This is a genomic window from Sphingobium sp. VMM (assembly GCF_056790315.1).
On the sequence record NZ_JBXGSI010000016.1, the window covers coordinates 30,322 to 50,948 of the forward strand.

Below are 20,627 nucleotides of genomic sequence, written 5' to 3' on the forward strand. Positions count from 1 at the left end.
GTCTCCTTCCGGCAAGTCTGGGGCCTCCGGAATAGGGAAGCAGACGGTCCACTCTTGGAACGAAGAAATTTGCTGCTGAGCGTCCGGCAAGGGTCGAAACTGGCAGCATATCTAGATCGAACAAATGGTCGTTGTGAAAACGCACCTAGACAATGGTAGCGCTATCTAAAATTTGTTGCATTACAGCACTCTTCCACGCACAATCAGTCGATCAACGAGCAAAGCGCGCCTTTATAAAGCTTTGCCGATAGGAGGGATATGTGATGCCGCTTCAAAGCGGAATGCTGACAAGCCTGTTGTGTGCTGCCTCTCTGATCTGCGGGTCTGGCGCCGCGGCGAAGACGATTTCGTCCGCATCGACTTACGCCAACCCCATTCTCTACGCCGATTATTCCGACCCCGACGTCATCCGCGTCGGACAAGATTATTATATGGTGGCGTCGAGCTTTCATTTCTCGCCCGGCATCCCGATCCTCCATTCCCGCGACCTGGTCCACTGGTCGATCCTTCGCCATGTCTTGCCGCGCCTGCCGTTCGCGCCCGAATATGACATGCCCGGCCCCCACAGCCTGACCGACGCGATTTCCAAGCCGATCGGCGGCACCCGCTATGCCGGCGGCGTCTGGGCGCCTTCGATCCGCCATCATGCCGGCCTGTTCTACGTCTATTGGGCGACGCCGGACGAGGGCATCTTCATGGCCACCGCCAGCAAGGCGGAAGGCCCCTGGAGCGCGCCGGTCAAGGTGATCGACCAGCCGATGCTGGAAGACCCCTGCCCCTTCTGGGACGATGATGGCCAGGCCTGGCTGGTCCATTCCCGCCATGGCGCCGGGCCATTGATCCTCCATCGTATGAGCGCGGACGGCAAGAGCGTGCTCGATGGGGGAACGGTGATCGTCGAGGACAAGCAGAAGCTGCCGATCCTCGAAGGCCCCAAATTCTACAAACGCAACGGCTATTATTATATCTTCGCGCCCTATGGCGGCGTGGAGAAGGGCGCGCAGGTCGCCCTGCGCGCGCGCGATATTCGTGGCCCCTATGAAGCGAAAACCGTGCTGGCGCAGGGCAGCAGCGCGCTGCAGGGGCCGCATCAGGGCGGCTGGGTCGAAACGCCGTCGGGCCAGGGCTGGTTCATCCACTTCAACAGCAGCGGCGCCTTTGGCCGCATCACCTATCTGGAACCGCTCAAATGGGTCGATGACTGGCCGGTGATCGGCGACCTGCGCCCTGGCAGTGATGTCGGCCAGCCGGTCGAGCACCATGCCATGCCGGACACGGGATCGCCCGCACGCACGGATCGGCTCCAGGACACGGACGCATTCGGCAGCGCGCAACTGGGGCCACAATGGGAATGGAACCATAACCCGGACGACCGTGCCTGGAGCCTCACGGCACGCCCCGGTTTCCTCCGTCTCCACGCCCTGCCCGCCGACCATCTGGTAACCGCCCGCAACACGCTGACCCAGATATTGCAGGGGCCGAGCAGCCGGATCACGACCCGGATCGAGATCGGCCGGATGACCGATGGCCAGCGGGCGGGGCTTACTCTGTTCGGCGTGAAGCCTAGCTGGATCGGCATCGTCCGGCAGAGTGGAAGGATGCACCTGACCCTGGCGTCGGCCGGGGAGGAAACCACCGGCCCTGCCCTCACCGGCTCCTCCGTCGAATTGCGGGCGGAGGTCGGCGCAGACCAGACGGTCCGCTACAGTTACAGTCTCGACGGCCGCGCCTTCCTGCCGTTCGGCGATGCCATTGGCCTTGCCCGTTTCTCCTGGTGGAAAGGCTCACGACCGGGCCTGTTCACCTTCAACCGCAGCGGCGCGGATGGATCGATCGACGTGGACTGGGTCCGGGTCGATCATCCCGCGCCGGTCGCGCCTTAAAGCCAGCTCTCAGGGGATATAAATGGATCGACGTTCCTTCCTGCTCACCGCCGCGAGCGGCCTTGCCAGCGCTGGCGCAAGTCGAATGGCCTATGCCGAACCGGCTGCCGATGCGCCGCGCTTCAACACCGCCAACCGGCTTTGGCAGGCGGCCTATGACAAGGCGCTGGCGGTATTGGCCGCCAATGTTCAGGTCATGCCCTATGTCAGCAAGCCGGTGCTGATCGAAGGCGCCGTCTATCAGGGCATCTGGCAGGAATGCGGGCCGCACGAGGCGTTGGTCTATCGCAAATTCCGGCCGGACGTGGCCCGTAACAGCCATATGACCTTTTTCGAATTGCAGCGGGCGGACGGCCAGTTGCCCGCCAACAACAAGATCGTCGAAACCGGCTTTGGCCAGATCCAGATGGTGGTGCCGATCGCTGCCACCGCCTGGGAACTGGCGCGAGCGACCGGCGACAGCGCGCTGCTGGAGGCCAGCTACCGCGCCTGTACGGCCTGGGATGGCTGGCTGATGCGCTATCGCAATACGCGCGGCACCGGACTGGTCGAAGGATTTTGCACCTATGATACCGGCCATGACAACAGCCCGCGCTGGGCCGGCATGCCCAACCAGTGTCCGAACAAGGACGCCCGCACCCATCACCCCATCGCTACCCTGCCCCGCCTGTGCCCGGACCTGTCCGCAACCGTTTATGGCGGGCGCAGGGCCTTGGTCGAAATGGCATCGGCTCTTGGCAAGACCAGCGAGGCCGACCGCTGGGCCGCGCAGGCCGATCATATTCGCGGCCTGATCCTCTCCAAACTCTATGTGCCGGAAGATGCGGCCTTCTACGATCTCGACGCGAAGGGCGATTTCGTGCGCGTTCGTTCCGATATTCTTTCGCGCGTCTGCGGCGAACATGTGCCCGATCAGGCGCTGTTCGACACGCTCTGGACCCGGCAACTGCATAATCCGGCCGCCTTCTGGGCGCCCTATCCGCTGACGTCGGTGGCGATGGATGACCCTGCCTTTGTCGGATCGATACCGGCCAATAGCTGGGGCGGCGCCACCCAGGCGCTGACGGCGCTGCGCGCAGGCCGCTGGTTCGACCATTATGGCCGCACCGCCGAGTTCAGCCAGATGATGACACCCTGGTGCGCAGCGCTGATCCGCGACATGACCTTCCGCCAGCAGATGGACCCGCGCACCGGTGCCTTCACCCATGCCGAGGCCGCCGGCTATTCCCCCGCCGCGCTGGTGATGGTCGATTATAGCTGGCGGCTCGTCGGCGTCTGCGAGGAAGCTGATGACCTGCACTGGAATGTCCGCCCTGGCCATGAGGCTGCGCAGGCCACCCATCTGTCGATGCCGACCGATGCGGGACGCAGCGCCACCATGGTCTATCTCGCCGGGGGCGCCGACCTCAGCCTTGCGGGCGCACCAATCGGCCGGATCGAGGGTGGGGCCGCGCGCCTCGTCACCGACAAGCAGGGCAAGCCACGCCATCTGATCGGTATCGAGCCGCAGGCCCAGACGGTCCGCCTGCGCCTGACGGGACAGCCCGTCCGCCAACTGACCCTGCACGCCAATGAACGGGTGACGCTGTGAACCGGGTGATCGACCGCCGCAGCCTGATCGCGGGCGCCGCGACCCTGGCCCTGCCGGTTCCTGCCTGGGCAAGATCAGTAAACTCCCTCGCCACGCTGGGCTCCGCCAAGGGCATCCGCTTCGGCAGCACGGTCGGCAAGGATAATTTCGCCGATCCCCGCTATCGCGCGCTCAATGCCGCACAATGCGCACTGGTCGTGCCGGAAAATGAAATGAAATGGTCGATCACGCGTCCCGATCCGCAGCACTTCGACTTTCGCGCGGCCGACCGGATCGTGGATTGGGCAGGAGCCAACGGCCTTGGCGTGCGCGGTCACACCTTGTTGTGGCACAGCGAGCGATGGATGCCGCAATGGGTGGCGGAGCATGATTATGGGCCCAATCCCAGGGCGGAGGCGGAACGGCTGCTGACCGATCATGTCGCCACGGTCGCCGGCCGCTATGCCGACCGGATCGACAGTTTCGATGTCGTCAACGAAGCGATCGATTCCGAAACCGGGGCGCTGCGCGACACCGCTTTGTCCCGGCATATCGGGGCGTTCGAGACAATCGACATCGCCTTTCGCACCGCGCGCGCGGCAGCGCCAAAGGCCCAGTTGGTCTATAATGACTATATGGGCTGGCGCGCCGACGAGGGCGTGCATCGGGATGCGGTGCTGCGCCTGCTGGAACAGATGCGCAAGCGTGGCACGCCCATCGATGCCCTTGGCATACAGAGTCACCTCGGCAGCAAGTTCAGCGATACGCCGACAGGGCTGGGATCATTGGATGAACCCGCCTTCCGCCGCTTCCTGGATCAGGTCACCGGCATGGGCCTTGACCTGCTGGTCACGGAAATGGACGTGCATGACAATCCGCTACCCGGCGCCATCGGTCCGCGCGACGCGCAGGTCGCCGCCCATGCCAAGGCCTATCTCGACCTGATGCTATCCTATCCCCAAACGAAGACGGTGATGTGCTGGGGCCTGTCCGACCGCTATAGCTGGCTCAGCGGCATGCGGCTGCGGCCTGACGGCATGGCCAAGCGGCCCTGCCCCTTCGATGCCGATTTTCGCCCCAAACCCTTTCGCGATGCGATCGCGGCGGCCTTCGCCGCCGCACCAGACCGCAGGGGCTAAAAGTCACCGGACAGCGGGCCGTCGCTCCGGCGGTCCGCGATCCAGCGCGCCCCACTGCTGCGAAAGCCGGTGACCCGGTCAAGCGACCAGGTCGTGCCGCGTGGCGCGCGCAGGCCGACAAAGTCGGCGTCCTGCACATCCTCCAGCCGGAAGGCTGCACGCGGATCGGGCGCGGCCACCGCCACCTCGACATTGCTGAAGCGGATATTGCGCGCGTGGCGGACGAAGAAACCGGTGGCGGGCAGATCGCCAAACATCGTCGCCTCGGGATAAGCCAGTTCGGCCTCGGGCGGACGCACCTTGGCCATCGCCGTCGGCGCACCACCGACATGCTGGAAATGACAGTCGGCAATGGAGACATCCTCGATCGGATGATCGACCAGCCCCGCAATCACCGATGGCAGCATATTGGCGCCCGAACTCACTACATTCTGGATCAGGATGCGCTTCATCGTGCCGATCGGTACGCCCGCAGGCCCGCGCATCCGCTTGCCCAGCCGCAGGAACAGCGGCGCGTCGATAATGCCCCGCATGGTGATATTGCTGACCGTCACATCCTCGACCACTGCGCCATCGACCGTCTCGAACGCCAGCCCCCGGCTATCCTCGAAGATGCAGTTGCTGATGGTGATGTTGCGGAAGCCACCATTGGATTCGGTGCCGAACTTGATGCGTCCGTGGATCTTGGGCGCAAAGGACGGCGGCATCTTGCGCCAGCTACCATCCAGCACCGACCCGACTTCATAATTGCCGGTGACGAAACAGTCGGAAATAGTGAGATTTTCGGTGATGCGAGGATGGCCCAGCGCATAGCTGCTCTTGGGGCAGATGCCGTCGTCCCAGGGCGAATTGACGGTGCAATTGCTGATCCGCACATTGCGGCAGCAGTCAATGTCGAAGCCGTCGCGATTGGTGTCCACCAGCACATTGTCGATGGTAAGATTATCGACCCCGGTGGCGAGCAGTGCGAACCAGCCGCCCTCCAATATCCTGATGTCGCGCAACAGGACGTTGCGGCAATTTTTGAGCGCGATCGCCTTGTTGCCGGTGCCGGGACCGGTCGGATCCTTGAGCCAATTATCCTTGCCGTCGCCCCGGCCCAGCCCCTTGCCCCAGATCAGCCCCGGACCAAGGATGGCGATGTCGTTCAGCCCCTCGCCCCAGATCAGGCTGTTGCGCCAATGGCTATGCCCGAAATCTTGATAAGCACCCCACTCCCCGATCGGTTCGGCATGGTCATAGCCATGCGCGCCGGTTGGCGCGGCGGCCAGCAGGACAGCGCCATCCGCCAGGAACAGCGTGACCCGGCTCTTCATCCGGATCGTGTAGCTGGCATAGGAACCGGCCGGGAAATAGACGGTGCCGCCGCCCAGCCCGGCGACATGATCGATCGCCTTGTTGATCGCGCCGCTATCGATCGCCGTGCCGTCGCCCTTGGCGCCGAACCGGCGGACATCGACGATCCCGCCAACGGCCCCGGCAGCCGATCCCAGGCTCGCACCGGAGGCCGCAAAAGCCGGTTGCGCGATCCCGGCCATGCCTGCCCATGCACCGCCTTGCAGGAAGCTTCGCCGGTCAAAACCCATCATCCATCCCCTTGTCATGATGAAGGCGGGAACAGCCTAGCTGCCCCCGCCCTCCTGTCTCGTCCTCAGAATTTCAGCGATGCGCCGATGAAGAACTCGGTCCCCAGCACGTCATAGGTCGCCGAGAAGGTGTTGGCATTCGGCCCCTGGGTGGTGACCGGTGGCTTGTTGTTGAACATGTTGTTCGCACCGCCGAAAATCTCCATCCCCTCGCGCAGCTTGTAGTTGAACGACAGGTCGAAATAATTCTGATCGTTCAGCACCGGATAGGCGAAGCTGTCGAGGCTGGGCGCGTTCGCCGCCCCCTGACGATGCGGCACGACATAGCGGTCGGTCGTGACCTTGCCGATATAGCGATGACGCAGGCTGAGGCTCAGATCCTCGACATTCCAGGTGATGCGCGACGTCGCCCGCCAGCGCGGCAGCGGCTGGCCGCAGGTCGGGCCATAGGCTCCGGCACATTCATTCTTGATGTCGGGCAACGCCGCGACCGGCGTGGACGTGAATTCGTCCAGATAGGTCAGGTTGCTGCTGATATCGAACGAGCTGGTGCTGCCCAGCCCTGGGAAGCCGAAACCGACGTCGAAGGAATAGCGCATCGCAAAGTCGATGCCCGAGGTCTTGAGCTTGCCGGTATTGGCGTTGCGGATCTGCGCCACATAGGGATCGTTGATCTCACCCGTATTGGGATTGCGCACGATCGCCCGGCAGAACTCGCTATTGGCGTCCTGAATGACGGTATAGCAGAGATTGAGCGTGTTCTGCAGGCCACCGCCCAGCGACGAGATCGCGCCGTCCAGCGAGATGTTGAAATAATCGACGCTGAAATAGAGCTTGGGCGCGAAGCTGGGCGTGAACACGGCGCCGACGGTGAACGTGTCGGACTTTTCCGCACCCAGATTGACGTTGCCGCCAAAGTCCGCCGGCATGATGTTGTTGGGCTGGACCGCATCGGTGAAGACCGCGCCGGCTGGAACGCCCGTCGCGATGCAGACCGCGCGGACGGCATCGGTCCGCTGCGCCGCCGAAGCGCGCGAGGAGCAAGGATCGGTCGCGACACCGACGACACGGGTCACACCGCCGTAAAGCTCGTTCACATTGGGTGCGCGAATCGCCCGCTGATACTGTCCACGGAAGGCAAGATCGCGGTTCACCCGCCAGTCGAGCCCGCCCAGATAGGTCCACTGGCCGCCAATGCCGGACAGGCTATAGTCGGAATAGCGGAAGCCGCCATTGGCAACCAGGCTCTCCATGAACGGTGTGTCGTGGATCAACGGCACGCGCAATTCGCCGAAAATCTCGTTGACCGAAACGTCGCCCTTGGTCGGCAGGCCGGGATTGAAACCGGCGACGTCGCCCGAGGCCAGGAAGGAGTCCGGCGTGAAGGTTGCGCTGGTCTTGCGCCACTCATAGCCGCTGGAGAAACCCACCGGACCGGCAGGCAGCTGGAACAGGGTGCCGGTGACGCTCGCCTGTGCGACCTGCTGGGTGGCGATGGTCGAGTTGGTGGCGTTGATGCGGATCGCGCTGGCGCAGGCTTCGGAGATATTCTGGCCAAAGATGTTGCAGACCGGTGCCGCGCCATTGACCGACAACAAGGCCGCCTGCAGCCGGCTACGCGAAATCGCGTTCTGCAGCAGCAACGTGTCTTCACTGCGGGCATAGGTGTAATAGGCGTCGAACTTGAGATCGGTCAGGACATTGTCCGACACGCTGCCCAGATTGCCTTTGAAGCCCCAGGCGCCACGGAAGACATTACGCCGTTCGCTGGCCAATCGCGGCCCCACTTCCCGATAGCGGCGTCCCGCGGTCAGAACCGCCAGCCCGTCCCCTGCGGTCGTCGTCCGCGTCGCGGTACCGCTGGTGACGGTGGTCGTCCCGGTTTCGGCCAGATCAAGCTGGCGGAGCACTTCCTGCAACTGCGGCGTCAGATAGGGATTATTGACATCGAACAAGGTGGGCGACCCGACATTGGTCGGCGCCAGTCGGGCATTCACCACATTGCTGCTATAGTGAAGCTCCATATAGCCGGTGATGTCATCGGTGAAATCATAATGGCCAAAGCTGTTGATCATCCAGCGCTTCTGCGGCTGGATCAGATAATTGTCGGGGCCCAGATTAAAATCATCCTGCGGCGTGATCTGTGGCCGGGCAACCGTGCCTTCATCGTTGAAGGTGAAGCCGCGCGACGTCATCGCCGACAGGCCGGCATTGGCATAGGCGGCATTGAGCGCCGCGTTGGAGCCGCCCGCCGCCGGAATACCGGAAAAGCGTCCATTGGGAATGTCACCGCTGCCACCGGCAACGAAGCCAAGCTCACCGCCACCCGCGACGCAGCCCAGGCCAGAGGCCGGCGTGAAGGGCGTGCCGGCCCGGTCATGGCCGCCGCTGCCCGGCACGATGCATCCGTCGTTGAGCGAGTCATAGGCAAAGCTGCCGCGCTGCCCGCGCGTGATCGAGTTGCGCTTGAGATAATTGCCCGACACGACCAGATTGCCACGACCGTCGGCAAAATTACCGCCCATCGTCAGGTCGACGGTATAGACGGGCGTCCCGGTGGGACGATCCATATTGAGCTGGGCGCGCGCTTCCACGCCTTCGAAATCGTCGCGCATGATGAAGTTGACGACGCCGGTGATGGCATCGGACCCGTAGACGGCCGACGAACCACCCGTCACGATTTCCGTGCGCGCAATCAGGCTCGACGGAATCGTGTTGAGATCGGTAACCTGCTCCGGACCATAAATGGCATAGCGCCGCCCATTGACCAGCACCAGGTTGCGGGTCGAACCAAAGCCGCGCAGGTTGACGTCGGCAAAGCCGCCGGGAACAGTATTCGAGGTCGCGCTACCCAATTGTGAACCGACCACCTGCGGCAGCTGCGCCAGCGTCTTTTCGACGTTCACATTGCCCGAGAGCTTGATGTCCTCGGAGCCGACCACGCTGACCGGGGTCGAGGCGTCGAAGCCATTGCGCGCGATGCGCGATCCGGTGACGACGATGTCTGCGGTTGCGCTATCCGAGCCGCCCTGCGCCTGCTCGGCAGCAGTGACAGCTGGCGTTTCGGTGGAAGTTTGGGCCTGTGCCAGCGCTGGCACGACCGGACAAAAAATAAGCGCGGCTCCCGTCAGGAAATGCACGCGCAACGATTGCATCTGCTTCATTCGATCCTCCCCTTCTTTCTTGCAATGACCAGTTGGAGCCTTGACCTGCTCCGCCGTAAATTGCTCGACACGCCTTAGTTAGCGCTATCATTGATGGCCGTGAATTATGCTTCTCCAACCCGCGCGTCAAGTCAAATAGATAGGCATGATGGTAGCGCGTGACAGAAGCGATCTGGCAGCATAGCGTCCGACCATGAATAGCAATGCTTCGTTCAACAATGGCCATGAGCCGACCATTTCTGACGTGGCGGATCGCGCCGGCGTTTCGATCCGCACGGTTTCGCGCGTCCTCAACAATTCGCCGCGCGTCAGCGACGACACCCGCGAGCGCATCGAGCAGGCTATTTCCGCCTTGAATTTCAGGCCAAGCCTGCGCGCAAGGGCGTTGGCCAAGGGTCGATCCTTCCTGATCGGCATCGTCCATAATGATCGCAACGCTCTGGTTCTCGACACCGTGCAACGGGGCGTTGGACGAGAAGCGACACGGCGCGGCTATGAGGTCATCTGCCATTCGACGCCACTGGAAGAAGAAGGCGCGATCGAGGATGTGCTTGCCTTTGCCCGCAGGTCTCGCATCGATGGCCTGATCGTGCTGCCCCCCGTGTCCGGGATCATCGGCTTGCCTCAGGCCCTGCAAGCCGAACAGGTTGCCGCCGTGGCGCTCTCGGCCGTGCCGATCGATGGCTATGGCAGCGTCATATTGTCCCGCGAAGCCGATGCGGCCGGTGCGGTCGCGGATTATCTGGTTGCACTCGGCCACCAGCGAATCGCGATGGTCACCGGCCCCCAGTCGATGATATCCGCCATCGAACGACGTCGTGGTTTTATCGAAGCGCTCGACCGGAACAGAGTTGCCTTGCTTCATGAAATCGAGGGGAATTACAGCCTCGCCTCCGGCGTCGCAGCCGCCGAGCAGCTTCTATCCCTTTCGCCGCTGCCCACAGCCATTTTTGCCGCCAACGACATCATGGCAGCGGGCGTGCTGAAGGTCGCTTCGGAACTTCGCATCGCCGTACCAAGCCCGCTTTCCGTCGTCGGGTTTGACGGCAGTCTGGTTGCCGAATTGCTAACCCCCGCGCTGACCACCGTAGCGCGACCATTTGGCGAAATGGCCGAGATCGCAACCCACCAACTGATCGATCTTGTCGAAGGTCTACCTTTGCCGCAGGTAGCACCGCCCCCACTCCGATTAGTGATCGCTCAGTCAACTACTGCCGCTCTAATAGGAGACCGTCAGCAGTTCGGAATGACAAATTAGAAGCAGAGCGTCCACAAAGGGTCGCTTCCTTCCGAAGCCTTTTCTCCCTCGCGATTTGGTCGCCTGTCGTTCCAACCGGATTTGACTGACGCGATGAGCAGCGACTCGCCCGCAGACCTGCTGCGCAAGTCGGTGGGTTTCGCCGTATGCCAAGCTTGGGACACACTCTTTCTGGAGTACAGCCGGTACGTTTCATGGCGCAGCGCCCGGCCTGATTTCCGTTTACGCGCTGTGGACCTGCGCCACCGCCGACCATAGAGAGGACGGCAACGTCGCGCAGAAAATGGGTGGTCCTTGTTTCGACACGATCAGGCAATTGATCCGATCCGGCATATGCATGTCCTGTTGATAGTCATGCTGCTGGTCCTGAGCCTTGGCCTGGCCAGCCCGGTGTGGGCACAGGCGGACCCGGCGACGGATCCGGCAGCCCGGTTGGCGCAGGCGGAAAAGGATGTGCGCTCGGTCGACCAGAGCCTCGACACGCGCATGGATGCCGATGATCGCAAGCTCCTGCTGGCAAAAGTACTGGCGGCCAAGACGGCCGCATCAGGCGCCGCCGGCGACTTGCAGGATCAACTGGCCCTGCTCGATGCCAAGCTAACAGGGCTGGGCACCGTCGCGGCGGGCAGCAGCGAAGCGCCCGATATCAAGCGGCAGCGTGCGGCCCTGACGCGGCAGCGGTCCGCGATCGATTCCGCGATCAAGCGCGGTAATCTGATCGGTGTCGAGGCCCAGCAACTGGCAGATGAGATCGAACGGAGCGAGGCGGAACAGTTTAGCGAGAAAATCACGACCCGCTCGCCATCGCCGTTGTCGCCTAGCTTCTGGTCCGGGCTTGGCGATGCCTTTTCCCGCGACTTGCGGCGCGTCACCGCTTTTCTGGAGATAGGCCAGGAACAGGCCGCAGAGGCGCTGCGCAGTCATCGGCCATGGCATGCGCTGGCGGGCCTGCTGTTGGGCCTGCTGATCGTCGGGCCAGGACAGGTCGCCGCGCGGCGTATGGGGCAGCGCATGCTGACCGAGGGCGTGCCGGGGCGGCGGGTGCGGCGCTCCACCTATGCGCTGTGGCGGGTGGCGGTCGGTACCTTTGCGCCGTTGCTGGCGGCGCTTTCGATCGCGCAGGGACTGCGCTGGTCCGGACTGGTTGCGGATCGGTGGGAGCCATTGCTCGGCGCGTTCGTGGGCGGCTTCGCCTTTAGCGGCTTCACCTTCTCCGTGCTCGGTGCGCTGTTGATGCGAAGCCGTCCATCCTGGCGGATCGCGGCAATCAGCGACAATGGCGCGGCGAGACTGCGACCCTATAGCCTCCTGCTGGCGCTGCTCGCCTTCCTCGGCGTGATCTATGCGCAATTCAATGCGTCCGTCGGCGTGAGCAAGGCGGCGCAGGAAGCGACGCAGGCGGTCTTCGCCCTGCTCCACATCCTTTTGGTCAGTGCGGTCCTCGTCACCGTGGCGCGTCTGCGGACAGCCAAGATGGAGGCGGCCCAGGACGCAGATCGTAACGAGAGCGTTAGCGGCCTTGTCAGCCTGATCGCGTGGATCTTGGTCGCAACCGCGACGATCGCTCTGCTGCTGGGCTATTTCAGCCTCAGCCTCTTCCTGTTGCAGATGGTGACTTGGGCGACAGTGCTGGGATCGGCGGTTTATCTGCTGATGGCGGCGATCGACGATCTGGCGACGACGATATTCGACCGCTCCAGCCGCTTCGGCATGGCGCTGGTCCGCAGCCTTGGCCTGCGCGGGAGCGCGGTCGAGCAGTTCGGCGTCCTGTTGTCGGGGCTGTTGCGGCTGGCGGTGCTGTTAATGGGCTTCTCGTTACTATTGTCGCCATTTGGCGCGGGCAACGTCGCCAGCCTGTTCAGCCGGCTCGGTGCGCTGGCGGAGGGCTTCGAGGTCGGCGGCGTTGCGGTCTCGCCCGGCGCCATCCTGCGCGGCATGTTGGTGCTGCTGATCGGTCTGGCCCTGGTGCGCGGCTTCATGCGCTGGCTGGAGCGACGCTATCTGCCGGTCACCGACCTTGATGGCAGTGGTCGCAATTCAGTAAGTCTGGTCGCGCGCTATGTCGGCATTGCATTGGCGGTGATCTGGGGGCTGGCCTCACTCGGGATCGGGATAGAACGCATCGCTATCCTGCTGTCGGCCTTGTCCGTTGGCATCGGCTTTGGTCTTCAGGCGATCACGCAGAATTTCGTGTCCGGGCTGATCCTGCTTGCCGAACGGCCGATCAAAATCGGGGATCTGGTTCGCGTTGGCCAGGATGAGGGCGATGTGAAGCGGATCAGCGTGCGATCGACCGAAATCGAGCTACCTGACCATTCGACCCTGATCGTGCCCAATTCAGAACTCATCACCAAGATTGTGCTCAACAAGACGCTCGCCAGCCCGCTCGGCCGGATGCAGATCCAGTTTTCGGTGCCGATCGAAACGGATGCGGACAAGGTGAGGGAAATCGTGCTGGCTACATATGCCGACGAGCCGGCGGTGCTGGCCGAGCCCGCCTATTCCCTATTCATCGATTCGATCGCGGACGGCCGCATCTTCTTCAACAGCTTCGCCCATGTCGCCAGCCCGCGAGCGGCCTATGGCGCCCGCAGCAATGTCTTTACCGTCCTGCTGCGCCGGTTCCGCGAGGAAGGGATCGAGATCGGCACCGTGCCGCAGCGCATGGAACTGATCAACACGGGGCACCTGGATTGAGGCTCAATCGCTGACCTTGATCAGCAGGATCCGACCAAGCAGAGGCTGTCCCGACAATGCCGTGTCGCCGGAACCCGATGGGGCCCGCATTCTATGGAGTGCGGGAGACATGACAGACAGCCGGCACTGTCTCGCTGGACCCAGATTGGGAGGGTGTTCGAGAGCGGACCGCAAGCTGAAAGGCGCTGCCGCAGCCTGGATTCCAAATCGAATGGTTGGATGCAGACCGTCTGCTCCTGGGAGCCTCCAATTCGGCTCTGAACGACTCGAATGGGTCGATAGACTGCGCTTCCTTCTATTCTGAGCAGGTCAGGCCAGCTTGCCAAAGGCGAAGAACATGCCTGCGGCAAGATGTTTATGGTGCTGTCCATCGAATTGGGTAGATGTCGCTATTCATCTCGCAGCCCGAACCCTCTGAGAATGGAGGAAAGCTGGTAAGGGAAAAGCGGACAAGCGTCTTTGGCAGCATCCTTCTCGCGCTGACGGGGCAAGCGGCTATTGCTCAAGTCCCAACTAGTCTTTCTGACCTCGTTGGTTCCCGGGCTGCTAGCGGCGAAACTCAGATGAAAACGCGGGGCTACGATTTCGTGAAGGTCGAGAAGGGCGATGACCGAAGCTACACGACATGGAGGAATCTCGACAAGCAGCGACTCCGGTGCATGCCAACCGCATGCTTCAGCGTATGCGAAAGGAGGGCCCCACCTGCCTTCCAGATGAAACCCCTTCATCTTCAATCATTTGCCATGATCTTTCGACAACCGCCGAATCAGCTCTCGTCTTTTTCAGAAATTAGCCGCCGTCGGCGCAGTTCGATAAGAGCACCTTGCTGGCGCGGGGTTGGAAAATCCCTGTCTGCCATGTTCGCGATTTCCAGAAAAAGCGCTTCATCACTGGCAAAAATGGCTTCTGCTTCCGCGAAAACATAATCCTGTGCGTAATATTTCCGTCTGCCGTCGTTTACCAATTTACCTTCTCTCTGCTTCTTAAAGCAGAGCGCGCATAGTTTGTTGGAGTTGGACCGTTCAATAACATTAGTTAGTCTGAAGCGTTTAATTGTGATTCATCTCAATAATGTGCATCAGGGGCGAACGCTTTGGCCTGCGGTTCCTGGCAGAAAAATCTCGATGAATACGGGCCGATCGTCACGCAATTGCTTTGGTGCCCCAAGACAGATTTGTGCGCCGATCGGCGCAACGGCGTTGCAGAAGGCTGTAAAGGCCAGCGGCCGACGATCGATCATCATGGCTGCCAGAAGCGTGGCTTCAATCTTGAGAACCAGGGTCGATCCATCACGGTCATTTTTGACGTCAGGTTTCAAATATCTGCCTTAAAAATACCCCACCGACGCCGGCGGGGTGTCGTCCTGAATATCAGAGGAAAGAGAAGATCGAGGCCCCTCACGCATTTGTTCCGGATCTTATCGCATCAAACCCACGAGGGCGGCGAACAACGCCCCGCACAGGATGCCCAGCGCCAAGACGGACGCTTTGCCGCCATCGGTGAGATGAACGGCGCGATCACGGTGATTTTCGCTGTGCTGGACACCGAAGGCGTCTCGATCATCTCTGCCCGCCCGGCCAGCATTACGGAACGCAGGCTCCTGCCATGACCGACCCAAAACATGCCGCTCCCGGATACACCCAGGCCGATATGGATGCGGTCAGCAATAACCGTGAATGGACAGCCGATGACTTCGCGAGGGCAAAGCCTTTCGCTGAGGCCTTCCCGGACCTCGCAAAGACAATTCGCGTACGCGGTCCGCAGAGGACCCCGAAAAAGGTCAGCACGCTGTGCCTTTCGCCCGAGGTGATCGAGCATTTCAAATCGGGCGGTCCCGGTTGGCAGTCGCGGATCGATGCAGCCCTCAAAGATTGGGTGGCTGCGCACTGACGCCGATTGACCCCATCCTTTTGGCAGGGCGATGGCAAGCTGTCGATCCGCTGCTGGGGAGGCGAAATCGGTTACTGAGCGACCGGCGGAGGGCGACTGCAGCACCCAACGAAAGAGTACGTAGACGAAACGATAGCGCAAGATCGGGTTGCATCAAACAAGCGCACAGCCAATGATCGAGTGGTGCAAACGAACGATGGCCCAACAGACCCCGAGCTGATCCGCTTCCTGCGCGAGGAACTGGGCGGGGACGTCTCACCCGACGAAACAGCGTGGGAGCATGCCGGTCCTATCTGGTTGTGGCGCGGGGAAGGCAAGGATGGCCAGCCGTCATCGATGTCGTGGCATTTTCTGACGATCGACGGCTACGTCGCGGAAGCCATCCGTGTAGCATCGTCTGGTCACTCAGCGGCTTGGGGATCAGTCTATGTAGAGGCTGCCATCGGCAAAACATGCTGGCGCACATCGGTTTTTCCGAGCAAAGCCCGCCAAGGCTACATGCTACCCATCAAGGCGAGCGTGAGAAAAGCAGAAAAGCTGGCCGAAGGCGACTTGATCACGGTACGCATTACCCTATCCAAGGGACCATCACGCTAGAAATGAGCGCTCGACCTGAGGGAAGTTGGTCGCGAGCCGCTGGAAAAACGGAAGATCTGCGCCTGAGGAGCCGAACTCTGTCTCTGAAAGTATGATTTGGGTCGGCGGTAGACGCCGATTTCAATCTTAGCTTCAGAATCAATGACAGAGAGCAGGGAAGAAAAATGCTCAGTCCGCCTGTGATTTTAGGAGATTGCAGCGAGTCTAAAGCGAATTTACCATCCAGAGCATGGCGGCCGTTCGAGGGCAATCGATTGGGCCCGCCTGGGAGAGTTCGCTACGATGATTGACCGCGCTAAGGTATTGGTGATCGACGATAGCATAGAGATGCGAAACGTCCTGTGCCGGCTTCTGCGGAAAGATTCCCGCTTCGAAGTTGTCGAAGAAGGAGTAGATTGCGTACATTGTGTTGCTATGGCGCGCGATTACGCCCCCGACATCGCTATTCTTGATTGCCCTCCCCCTTTGAAGAATGAGCTGCACTACGCAACGCAATTGAGACAGGTTACTCCCTCCATCTACATCGCGATGTTCACTCTGCAACGTAGCAAAACCACAATTGCCAGCGCCCTGAGTGCAGGCTGCAAAGCGTATTTCTCAAAAATTGAAGGGCCGTCGGTTTGGCAGCAGGCGATGGACCATGCCCTTAAAGGCGAACCCTTCTTTTCAGGAGAAGCGAGCGAGTTCCTGGTCGAGCGCGTGCTGGACGAAAGCGTAATCCCGCTGCGGCGGCTTACCCCGCGACAGCGTCAGATTGTTCAGCAGATCGCTGAAGGGCGGCGAAACACGGAAATCGCTGAAGTTTTGGGCATGAGCGTCAAAACGGTGGAGGCACATCGCCTGGAAGCGATGAAACGCCTCGACTTACGAAATGTGGCAGACCTTGTTCGATATGCGATTCGCAATTGCATCATTGAACCATGATCAACGCTAGCTCACCGAAATTCCGTCCCTCAGGGCAGTAGAAAGCTGAGTGTAGAAGGCTTCCTGGACATGTAGCAGCTAAGGGATCAGCCGCCGTCGCTTCAGCTCGATTAAAGCGCCTTTTTGCCCTGGGGTTAGGCACTCCCAGTCAGTAACCCCAGTCAGCTCAAAAAACAAAACATCGGCGCTATACAAAATGGCTTCAGCTTCGGCATAAATATAATCTCGAAGATCATATCTTCTGCGCTTTTCGCCGTTCACCATTATCTCCTTCATCGACTACAGGGAGAGACTAAGCCGCTCGTCGACGCAATGAGATCGGGAATTATACTTAATTTGGATTAATTTTTCACCGAGGCTCACGCCATTGACGTAATCGCGACGGCATGCCTTCTGCCTTCAATAGCCGACATCCCTCTCTCGGAGACTCCCACCCGGCCGCCAATTGGCCGAAATGGGTCGACTTCGGAACTGGAAACCGGACCTGCAAACCGTAATGATACTGATCTGCAGTCGGCTGGTTTGGGCGTTAATGTTTGAATATCTAGGCTGCCTGGCAGACAATATCAGGAAATTTGAAACGAACCGCCCGAATGTCGGGCAACTTCGAGAATCTCAGCCGTAGCGGCCGATCGCATCGAGCAAGATCGACCGGAGGCGATGAACGATCCGCTGAAAGCTCGCGTCATCACCAAGCGCCCGTGCCAGGACGATTGCACCCTGTATACCCGACACTGCCTGTTCAGCGAGATCCACGGACATCGCTGGCGGAACCTTTGCCACTTCGAGGCAGTGGGCCAGAGCCGAGATCCATCTAGCGAAATAATCTTTCACCTTCACCGCGAAGGCTTCGCCAGAGGAATTAAGCCCAAGACAACCGACGACGCATACCCGCCTCCCAGAGCGGAAATAGGCGGTCACGTCGTCGAACATGGCCGTGACAGCCGCAGCTGGATCAGAAACACTCTCGAGCGGCGAGAAAATCGCGTCAGCGAACCAACCGTCGATGTTCTCAAGGACCGCCTCCATCATCTCTTCCTTGCCGCGGGGGAAGAAGTTGTAGAGGCTCCCTTTACCAAGGCCCGTTGCCTTCGACAAAGAGGCCAAGGTCGCGCCCTCGAAGCCATGCTCGCGGAATGCTTCTGCCAACGCCGGCAGCGCACTTTCACGATCAGTGAGGGCGCGCTTGGTAGTCAAAGCCCGAGGTCGCTCAGCGAAGCGTGGTCATCGGGACGGCGGCCGAGGGGCCAGAAGAACAGCCGCTCCGATTCCTTGATCGGCATTTCGTTGATGCTGGCGTGGCGGTTCGACATGAGTCCGTCTTCGGCAAAGAGCCAGTTTTCGTTTCCGTAGGCGCGGAACCACTGCCCGGCGTCATCCCGATACTCGTAGGCATAGCGCACGGCAATACGGTTGCCGGTGAACGCCCACAGCTCCTTGATAAGCCGGTATTCGTGTTCCTTGTTCCACTTGCGCTCAAGGAAGGCCTGCGCCTCCTGACGACTGGTGGCGAACTCGACGCGATTACGCCAGCGGGTGTGGAGGGTGTAGGCCAGAGCCACCTTGGCGGCGTCGCGGGTGTTCCAGCCATCTTCGGCCAGACGGACCTTCTCGACAGCGCTTTCGTGGGTGAACGGGGGCAGAGGAGGACGGGACATTTGATTTCCTTTCGGGATGTGAATGGTCTTGGCAAGCGCCAGGGCCGCAAGGGCCGCAGCAGGAAGGGCAGCTATGAAGTGTGGCGGTTCACTCGATTCCCCTTTTGGGGTTTTGACTTGTACCTATCGGTACAATTTTTGACCTTTCGGTACAAGTCATTTTTCTCGCGGTGAATCGGCATCCGGTCCATCGACCGGAAAACGCTGCATTTTCAGATTTTGCGGTGTGGAAAGCGTGCGCCGAATGTGGTCGACACCAGAAGGCATATGCCGCGATTCAGGGCTCAAGCCTATGATCAGTGAGGACGATGACAGACCCTCAGTTGGGGCAATGGCCCCGCAAACGGGGCACATTCATTAGAAACCGGCCGGCCACAGTGATTTGCTACGCGCCACCAACGAACCCCTGCTCGTGAAAGGCTGCGCCATCATCCGTTAACTCAATATGACTCTTCGCCCTCGAAATCGAGCCGGCGAAAAAAGGCGGCCGCCTGCTCCAAGGTCGCATGCTGGTCCTGATCTGATTGCCGATCCCAGTTACGGTACGGCATCGCCAGTCTTCGATTGCCGCCGAGTTTATCTCGATGGCGGATGAGGAAATCCCAATAGAGCGCGTTGAACGGGCATGCATCGTCCCCGATCCGCTCCTTGACGTTATATCGACAGTTACCGCAGTAATCTGACATTCGGTTGATGTACGCGCCCGACGAAATATAAGGTTTTGATCCGAGAAGCCCGCCATCGCCGAATTGGCTCATACCCAATGTATTAGGCAGCTCAACCCACTCATAGGCATCGATATAAACTTCAAGGTACCACAGGTGGACCTGCCTGGGATCGGCGCCGATCAGCAACGCGAAATTGCCCGTCACCATCAACCGCTGGATATGATGTGCATGCGCGGTCGCGAGCGTCTGTCCAATCGTTTCCGACAGGCAATGCATGTCGGTGTCGGCGTTCCAGTACCAGCTCGGAAGTGTCCGGCTGTGCTCCAGGAAATTGCGATCGACATAACCAGGTCCTTCCCGCCAATAGATGCCGCGCATGTACTCACGCCATCCGATGATCTGGCGGATATAGCCCTCAACCGAATTTAGCGGTGCGGTGCCGCTGCGATGTGCTGCTTCGGCGCGTCGGCACAAGTCGAGAGGATCGAGCAGCCCCGAGTTGATATAGGGTGACAGAATAGAGTGCCAGAGGAACCGCTCACCGGTCAGCATTGCGTCTTCATAGTCGCCAAATTGCGGCAGCGCGTTCGCGAAAAAATTGTCGGCTTGTCGCTGCGCATCTGCGGCGGTCACAGCATAGTCGAAAGCTTGAAGATCGCCAGGATGGTCTGCGAACCGATCGTTCACCAGCCCGATGACGTCGCGGGTGATCTGGTCCGGCTTGAAACGGAGCGGGCGCGGCATCAGCAGGTCGGCCTGAGCAGGCTTGCGATTGTCCTTATCGAAATTCCAGCGCTCTCCAACCGGCTTGCCATCGTCCATCAACAGACCGGTCTTCCGGCGCATTTCTCGATAGAAGAATTCCATTTTAAGGTCGCGCCGGCCGGTCGCCCATGCATCGAACTCGCCGTGCGAGCATATGAAGCGTGTATCCGGACAAATATCGACTGGCAGACCGAACAGCGTCTGCCAGCTTTCTAGCATGGCGGCCACGCGCCATTCACCCGCTTCGGTGACGACGATCCGTTCAACCCGGTGCCGCTGGATCGCGCGCGCAATCTCACCGGTAAAATTGCCGCTGTTTTCAGGGTCGTCCAATCGCACATAGTCGACGCGCCAACCAGCGGCCTCGAGCGCTAGAACATGATGCCGCATCGCGGACAAGATATAGGCGAGCTTGATTTTGTGGTGCCGGACATATGTCGTCTCTTCTACGACCTCCATCATAAGTATGACGGCATCGCCGGGCACTACCGCACGCAGCGAAGACAGATTGAGCGACAGTTGATCGCCCAACACGGGAATGAGCGTTGTCATAACCGCTACTTTTCCCCCAAGCAGCGGCAGCGCTGTGAACAGAATTTAACCTCATCCCAATCGCGGGCCCACTTCTTGCGCCACGCGAACGGACGCTGGCAGGAGATGCATATTTTGGTGGGCAAGGTCGACTTGTGATGGGGCATGTCACGCAAACGCACCACAAGCCGATCGGAGCCAATTCGCAATCGGGCGGTAACTTGCATTGGCGAGCGCCGGATTGGCAGCTTTCCGCCCCACACGGCGGGACAGTCGGAATTTTTCGGTCTCTTCATT

At 60.6% G+C, this 20,627-nt stretch carries 17 protein-coding genes; 9 read left to right on the plus strand and 8 right to left on the minus strand.

What is annotated here, in order from left to right; genetic code table 11:
- Positions 1–263 precede the first annotated feature (263 nt).
- From ACUCV3_RS19125 to ACUCV3_RS19135, 3 genes are read left to right on the plus strand one after another with little or no spacing between them, the layout of a single operon-like run.
- Positions 264–1,883: a glycoside hydrolase family 43 protein gene (locus ACUCV3_RS19125; protein WP_048938936.1), complete on the plus strand. Its 1,620-nt coding sequence runs from the start codon at positions 264–266 to the stop codon at positions 1,881–1,883.
- A 22-nt stretch (positions 1,884–1,905) separates the two neighbouring features.
- Complete coding sequence (locus tag ACUCV3_RS19130; RefSeq protein WP_048938937.1) at positions 1,906–3,474, plus strand: MGH1-like glycoside hydrolase domain-containing protein; 1,569 nt, start codon at positions 1,906–1,908, stop codon at positions 3,472–3,474.
- On the plus strand, positions 3,471–4,592 hold the full coding sequence (locus ACUCV3_RS19135) for an endo-1,4-beta-xylanase (RefSeq protein ID WP_284112569.1): 1,122 nt from the start codon (positions 3,471–3,473) through the stop codon (positions 4,590–4,592). Before ACUCV3_RS19130 ends, ACUCV3_RS19135 begins: the two co-directional genes overlap by 4 nt.
- Here ACUCV3_RS19135 and ACUCV3_RS19140 read toward each other — a convergent pair.
- Both ACUCV3_RS19140 and ACUCV3_RS19145 read right to left on the minus strand, forming a co-directional pair.
- Positions 4,589–6,178, minus strand: coding sequence for a rhamnogalacturonidase (locus ACUCV3_RS19140; protein ID WP_048938971.1), 1,590 nt, complete (start codon positions 6,176–6,178; stop codon positions 4,589–4,591). The two genes, ACUCV3_RS19135 and ACUCV3_RS19140, sit on opposite strands and share 4 nt — an antisense overlap.
- Before the next feature lie 65 nt (positions 6,179–6,243).
- A complete protein-coding gene (locus tag ACUCV3_RS19145) occupies positions 6,244–9,342 on the minus strand; it encodes a TonB-dependent receptor domain-containing protein (protein WP_284112570.1) in 3,099 nt (1,032 codons plus the stop codon).
- Positions 9,343–9,535: 193 nt separating this feature from the next.
- On the opposite strand from ACUCV3_RS19145, the gene ACUCV3_RS19150 reads away from it, so the two are divergent.
- Together ACUCV3_RS19150 and ACUCV3_RS19155 are read left to right on the plus strand one after the other, a co-directional pair.
- Positions 9,536–10,600, plus strand: a complete 1,065-nt coding sequence (locus ACUCV3_RS19150; RefSeq protein WP_048938940.1) for a LacI family DNA-binding transcriptional regulator — start codon at positions 9,536–9,538, stop codon at positions 10,598–10,600.
- A 354-nt stretch (positions 10,601–10,954) separates the two neighbouring features.
- A complete protein-coding gene (locus tag ACUCV3_RS19155; protein WP_482241008.1) occupies positions 10,955–13,297 on the plus strand; it encodes a DUF3772 domain-containing protein in 2,343 nt (780 codons plus the stop codon).
- A gap of 766 nt (positions 13,298–14,063) precedes the next feature.
- Here the strand turns inward: ACUCV3_RS19155 and ACUCV3_RS19160 are convergent.
- Positions 14,064–14,261 (minus strand): hypothetical protein, encoded by a 198-nt coding sequence (locus ACUCV3_RS19160; protein ID WP_150131278.1) that lies wholly within the window; start codon positions 14,259–14,261, stop codon positions 14,064–14,066.
- A 129-nt stretch (positions 14,262–14,390) separates the two neighbouring features.
- Between ACUCV3_RS19160 and ACUCV3_RS19165 the strand changes: the two genes are divergently transcribed.
- The 4 genes from ACUCV3_RS19165 (at position 14,391) to ACUCV3_RS19180 (ending at position 16,708) form a co-directional block, all read left to right on the plus strand.
- Positions 14,391–14,906, plus strand: a complete 516-nt coding sequence (locus ACUCV3_RS19165; RefSeq protein WP_278376739.1) for a BrnT family toxin — start codon at positions 14,391–14,393, stop codon at positions 14,904–14,906.
- Positions 14,903–15,187, plus strand: a complete 285-nt coding sequence (locus tag ACUCV3_RS19170) for a BrnA antitoxin family protein (RefSeq protein WP_072895386.1) — start codon at positions 14,903–14,905, stop codon at positions 15,185–15,187. The genes ACUCV3_RS19165 and ACUCV3_RS19170 overlap by 4 nt, the downstream gene beginning before the upstream one ends.
- A 180-nt stretch (positions 15,188–15,367) precedes the next feature.
- A complete protein-coding gene (locus ACUCV3_RS19175) occupies positions 15,368–15,784 on the plus strand; it encodes a DUF1905 domain-containing protein (RefSeq protein WP_083575516.1) in 417 nt (138 codons plus the stop codon).
- A gap of 282 nt (positions 15,785–16,066) precedes the next feature.
- Positions 16,067–16,708, plus strand: a complete 642-nt coding sequence (locus ACUCV3_RS19180; protein ID WP_278376738.1) for a LuxR C-terminal-related transcriptional regulator — start codon at positions 16,067–16,069, stop codon at positions 16,706–16,708.
- A 78-nt stretch (positions 16,709–16,786) separates the two neighbouring features.
- Here ACUCV3_RS19180 and ACUCV3_RS19185 read toward each other — a convergent pair whose 3' ends face one another.
- From ACUCV3_RS19185 to ACUCV3_RS19205, 5 genes are all read right to left on the minus strand, one after another.
- Positions 16,787–16,972, minus strand: a complete 186-nt coding sequence (locus tag ACUCV3_RS19185) for an MBL fold metallo-hydrolase (RefSeq protein ID WP_278376737.1) — start codon at positions 16,970–16,972, stop codon at positions 16,787–16,789.
- 351 nt (positions 16,973–17,323) lie between these two features.
- The gene (locus ACUCV3_RS19190) at positions 17,324–17,905 is read right to left on the minus strand and encodes a TetR/AcrR family transcriptional regulator (protein ID WP_313039222.1); all 582 of its coding nucleotides are present in this window, start codon (positions 17,903–17,905) and stop codon (positions 17,324–17,326) included.
- The gene (locus ACUCV3_RS19195; protein WP_063141921.1) at positions 17,902–18,366 is read right to left on the minus strand and encodes a nuclear transport factor 2 family protein; all 465 of its coding nucleotides are present in this window, start codon (positions 18,364–18,366) and stop codon (positions 17,902–17,904) included. Before ACUCV3_RS19195 ends, ACUCV3_RS19190 begins: the two co-directional genes overlap by 4 nt.
- A 440-nt stretch (positions 18,367–18,806) precedes the next feature.
- The gene (locus ACUCV3_RS19200; RefSeq protein WP_448537273.1) at positions 18,807–20,351 is read right to left on the minus strand and encodes a cryptochrome/photolyase family protein; all 1,545 of its coding nucleotides are present in this window, start codon (positions 20,349–20,351) and stop codon (positions 18,807–18,809) included.
- Between the two features lie 5 nt (positions 20,352–20,356).
- Complete coding sequence (locus ACUCV3_RS19205) at positions 20,357–20,497, minus strand: DUF2256 domain-containing protein (RefSeq protein WP_072895396.1); 141 nt, start codon at positions 20,495–20,497, stop codon at positions 20,357–20,359.
- Positions 20,498–20,627 lie beyond the last annotated feature (130 nt).

Bases quoted from the DNA above. Each gene is read 5' to 3' on its own strand.
- ACUCV3_RS19205 (WP_072895396.1), bottom strand. From the start codon at position 20,497: ATGCCCCATCACAAGTCGACCTTGCCCACCAAAATATGCATCTCCTGC.
- ACUCV3_RS19185 (WP_278376737.1), bottom strand. From the start codon at position 16,972: ATGGTGAACGGCGAAAAGCGCAGAAGATATGATCTTCGAGATTATATT.
- ACUCV3_RS19155 (WP_482241008.1), top strand. From the start codon at position 10,955: ATGCTGCTGGTCCTGAGCCTTGGCCTGGCCAGCCCGGTGTGGGCACAG.
- ACUCV3_RS19130 (WP_048938937.1), top strand. From the start codon at position 1,906: ATGGATCGACGTTCCTTCCTGCTCACCGCCGCGAGCGGCCTTGCCAGC.
- ACUCV3_RS19125 (WP_048938936.1), top strand. From the start codon at position 264: ATGCCGCTTCAAAGCGGAATGCTGACAAGCCTGTTGTGTGCTGCCTCT.
- ACUCV3_RS19195 (WP_063141921.1), bottom strand. From the start codon at position 18,366: ATGTCCCGTCCTCCTCTGCCCCCGTTCACCCACGAAAGCGCTGTCGAG.
- ACUCV3_RS19170 (WP_072895386.1), top strand. From the start codon at position 14,903: ATGACCGACCCAAAACATGCCGCTCCCGGATACACCCAGGCCGATATG.
- ACUCV3_RS19140 (WP_048938971.1), bottom strand. From the start codon at position 6,178: ATGGGTTTTGACCGGCGAAGCTTCCTGCAAGGCGGTGCATGGGCAGGC.
- ACUCV3_RS19200 (WP_448537273.1), bottom strand. From the start codon at position 20,351: ATGACAACGCTCATTCCCGTGTTGGGCGATCAACTGTCGCTCAATCTG.
- ACUCV3_RS19150 (WP_048938940.1), top strand. From the start codon at position 9,536: ATGAATAGCAATGCTTCGTTCAACAATGGCCATGAGCCGACCATTTCT.
- ACUCV3_RS19145 (WP_284112570.1), bottom strand. From the start codon at position 9,342: ATGAAGCAGATGCAATCGTTGCGCGTGCATTTCCTGACGGGAGCCGCG.
- ACUCV3_RS19180 (WP_278376738.1), top strand. From the start codon at position 16,067: ATGATTGACCGCGCTAAGGTATTGGTGATCGACGATAGCATAGAGATG.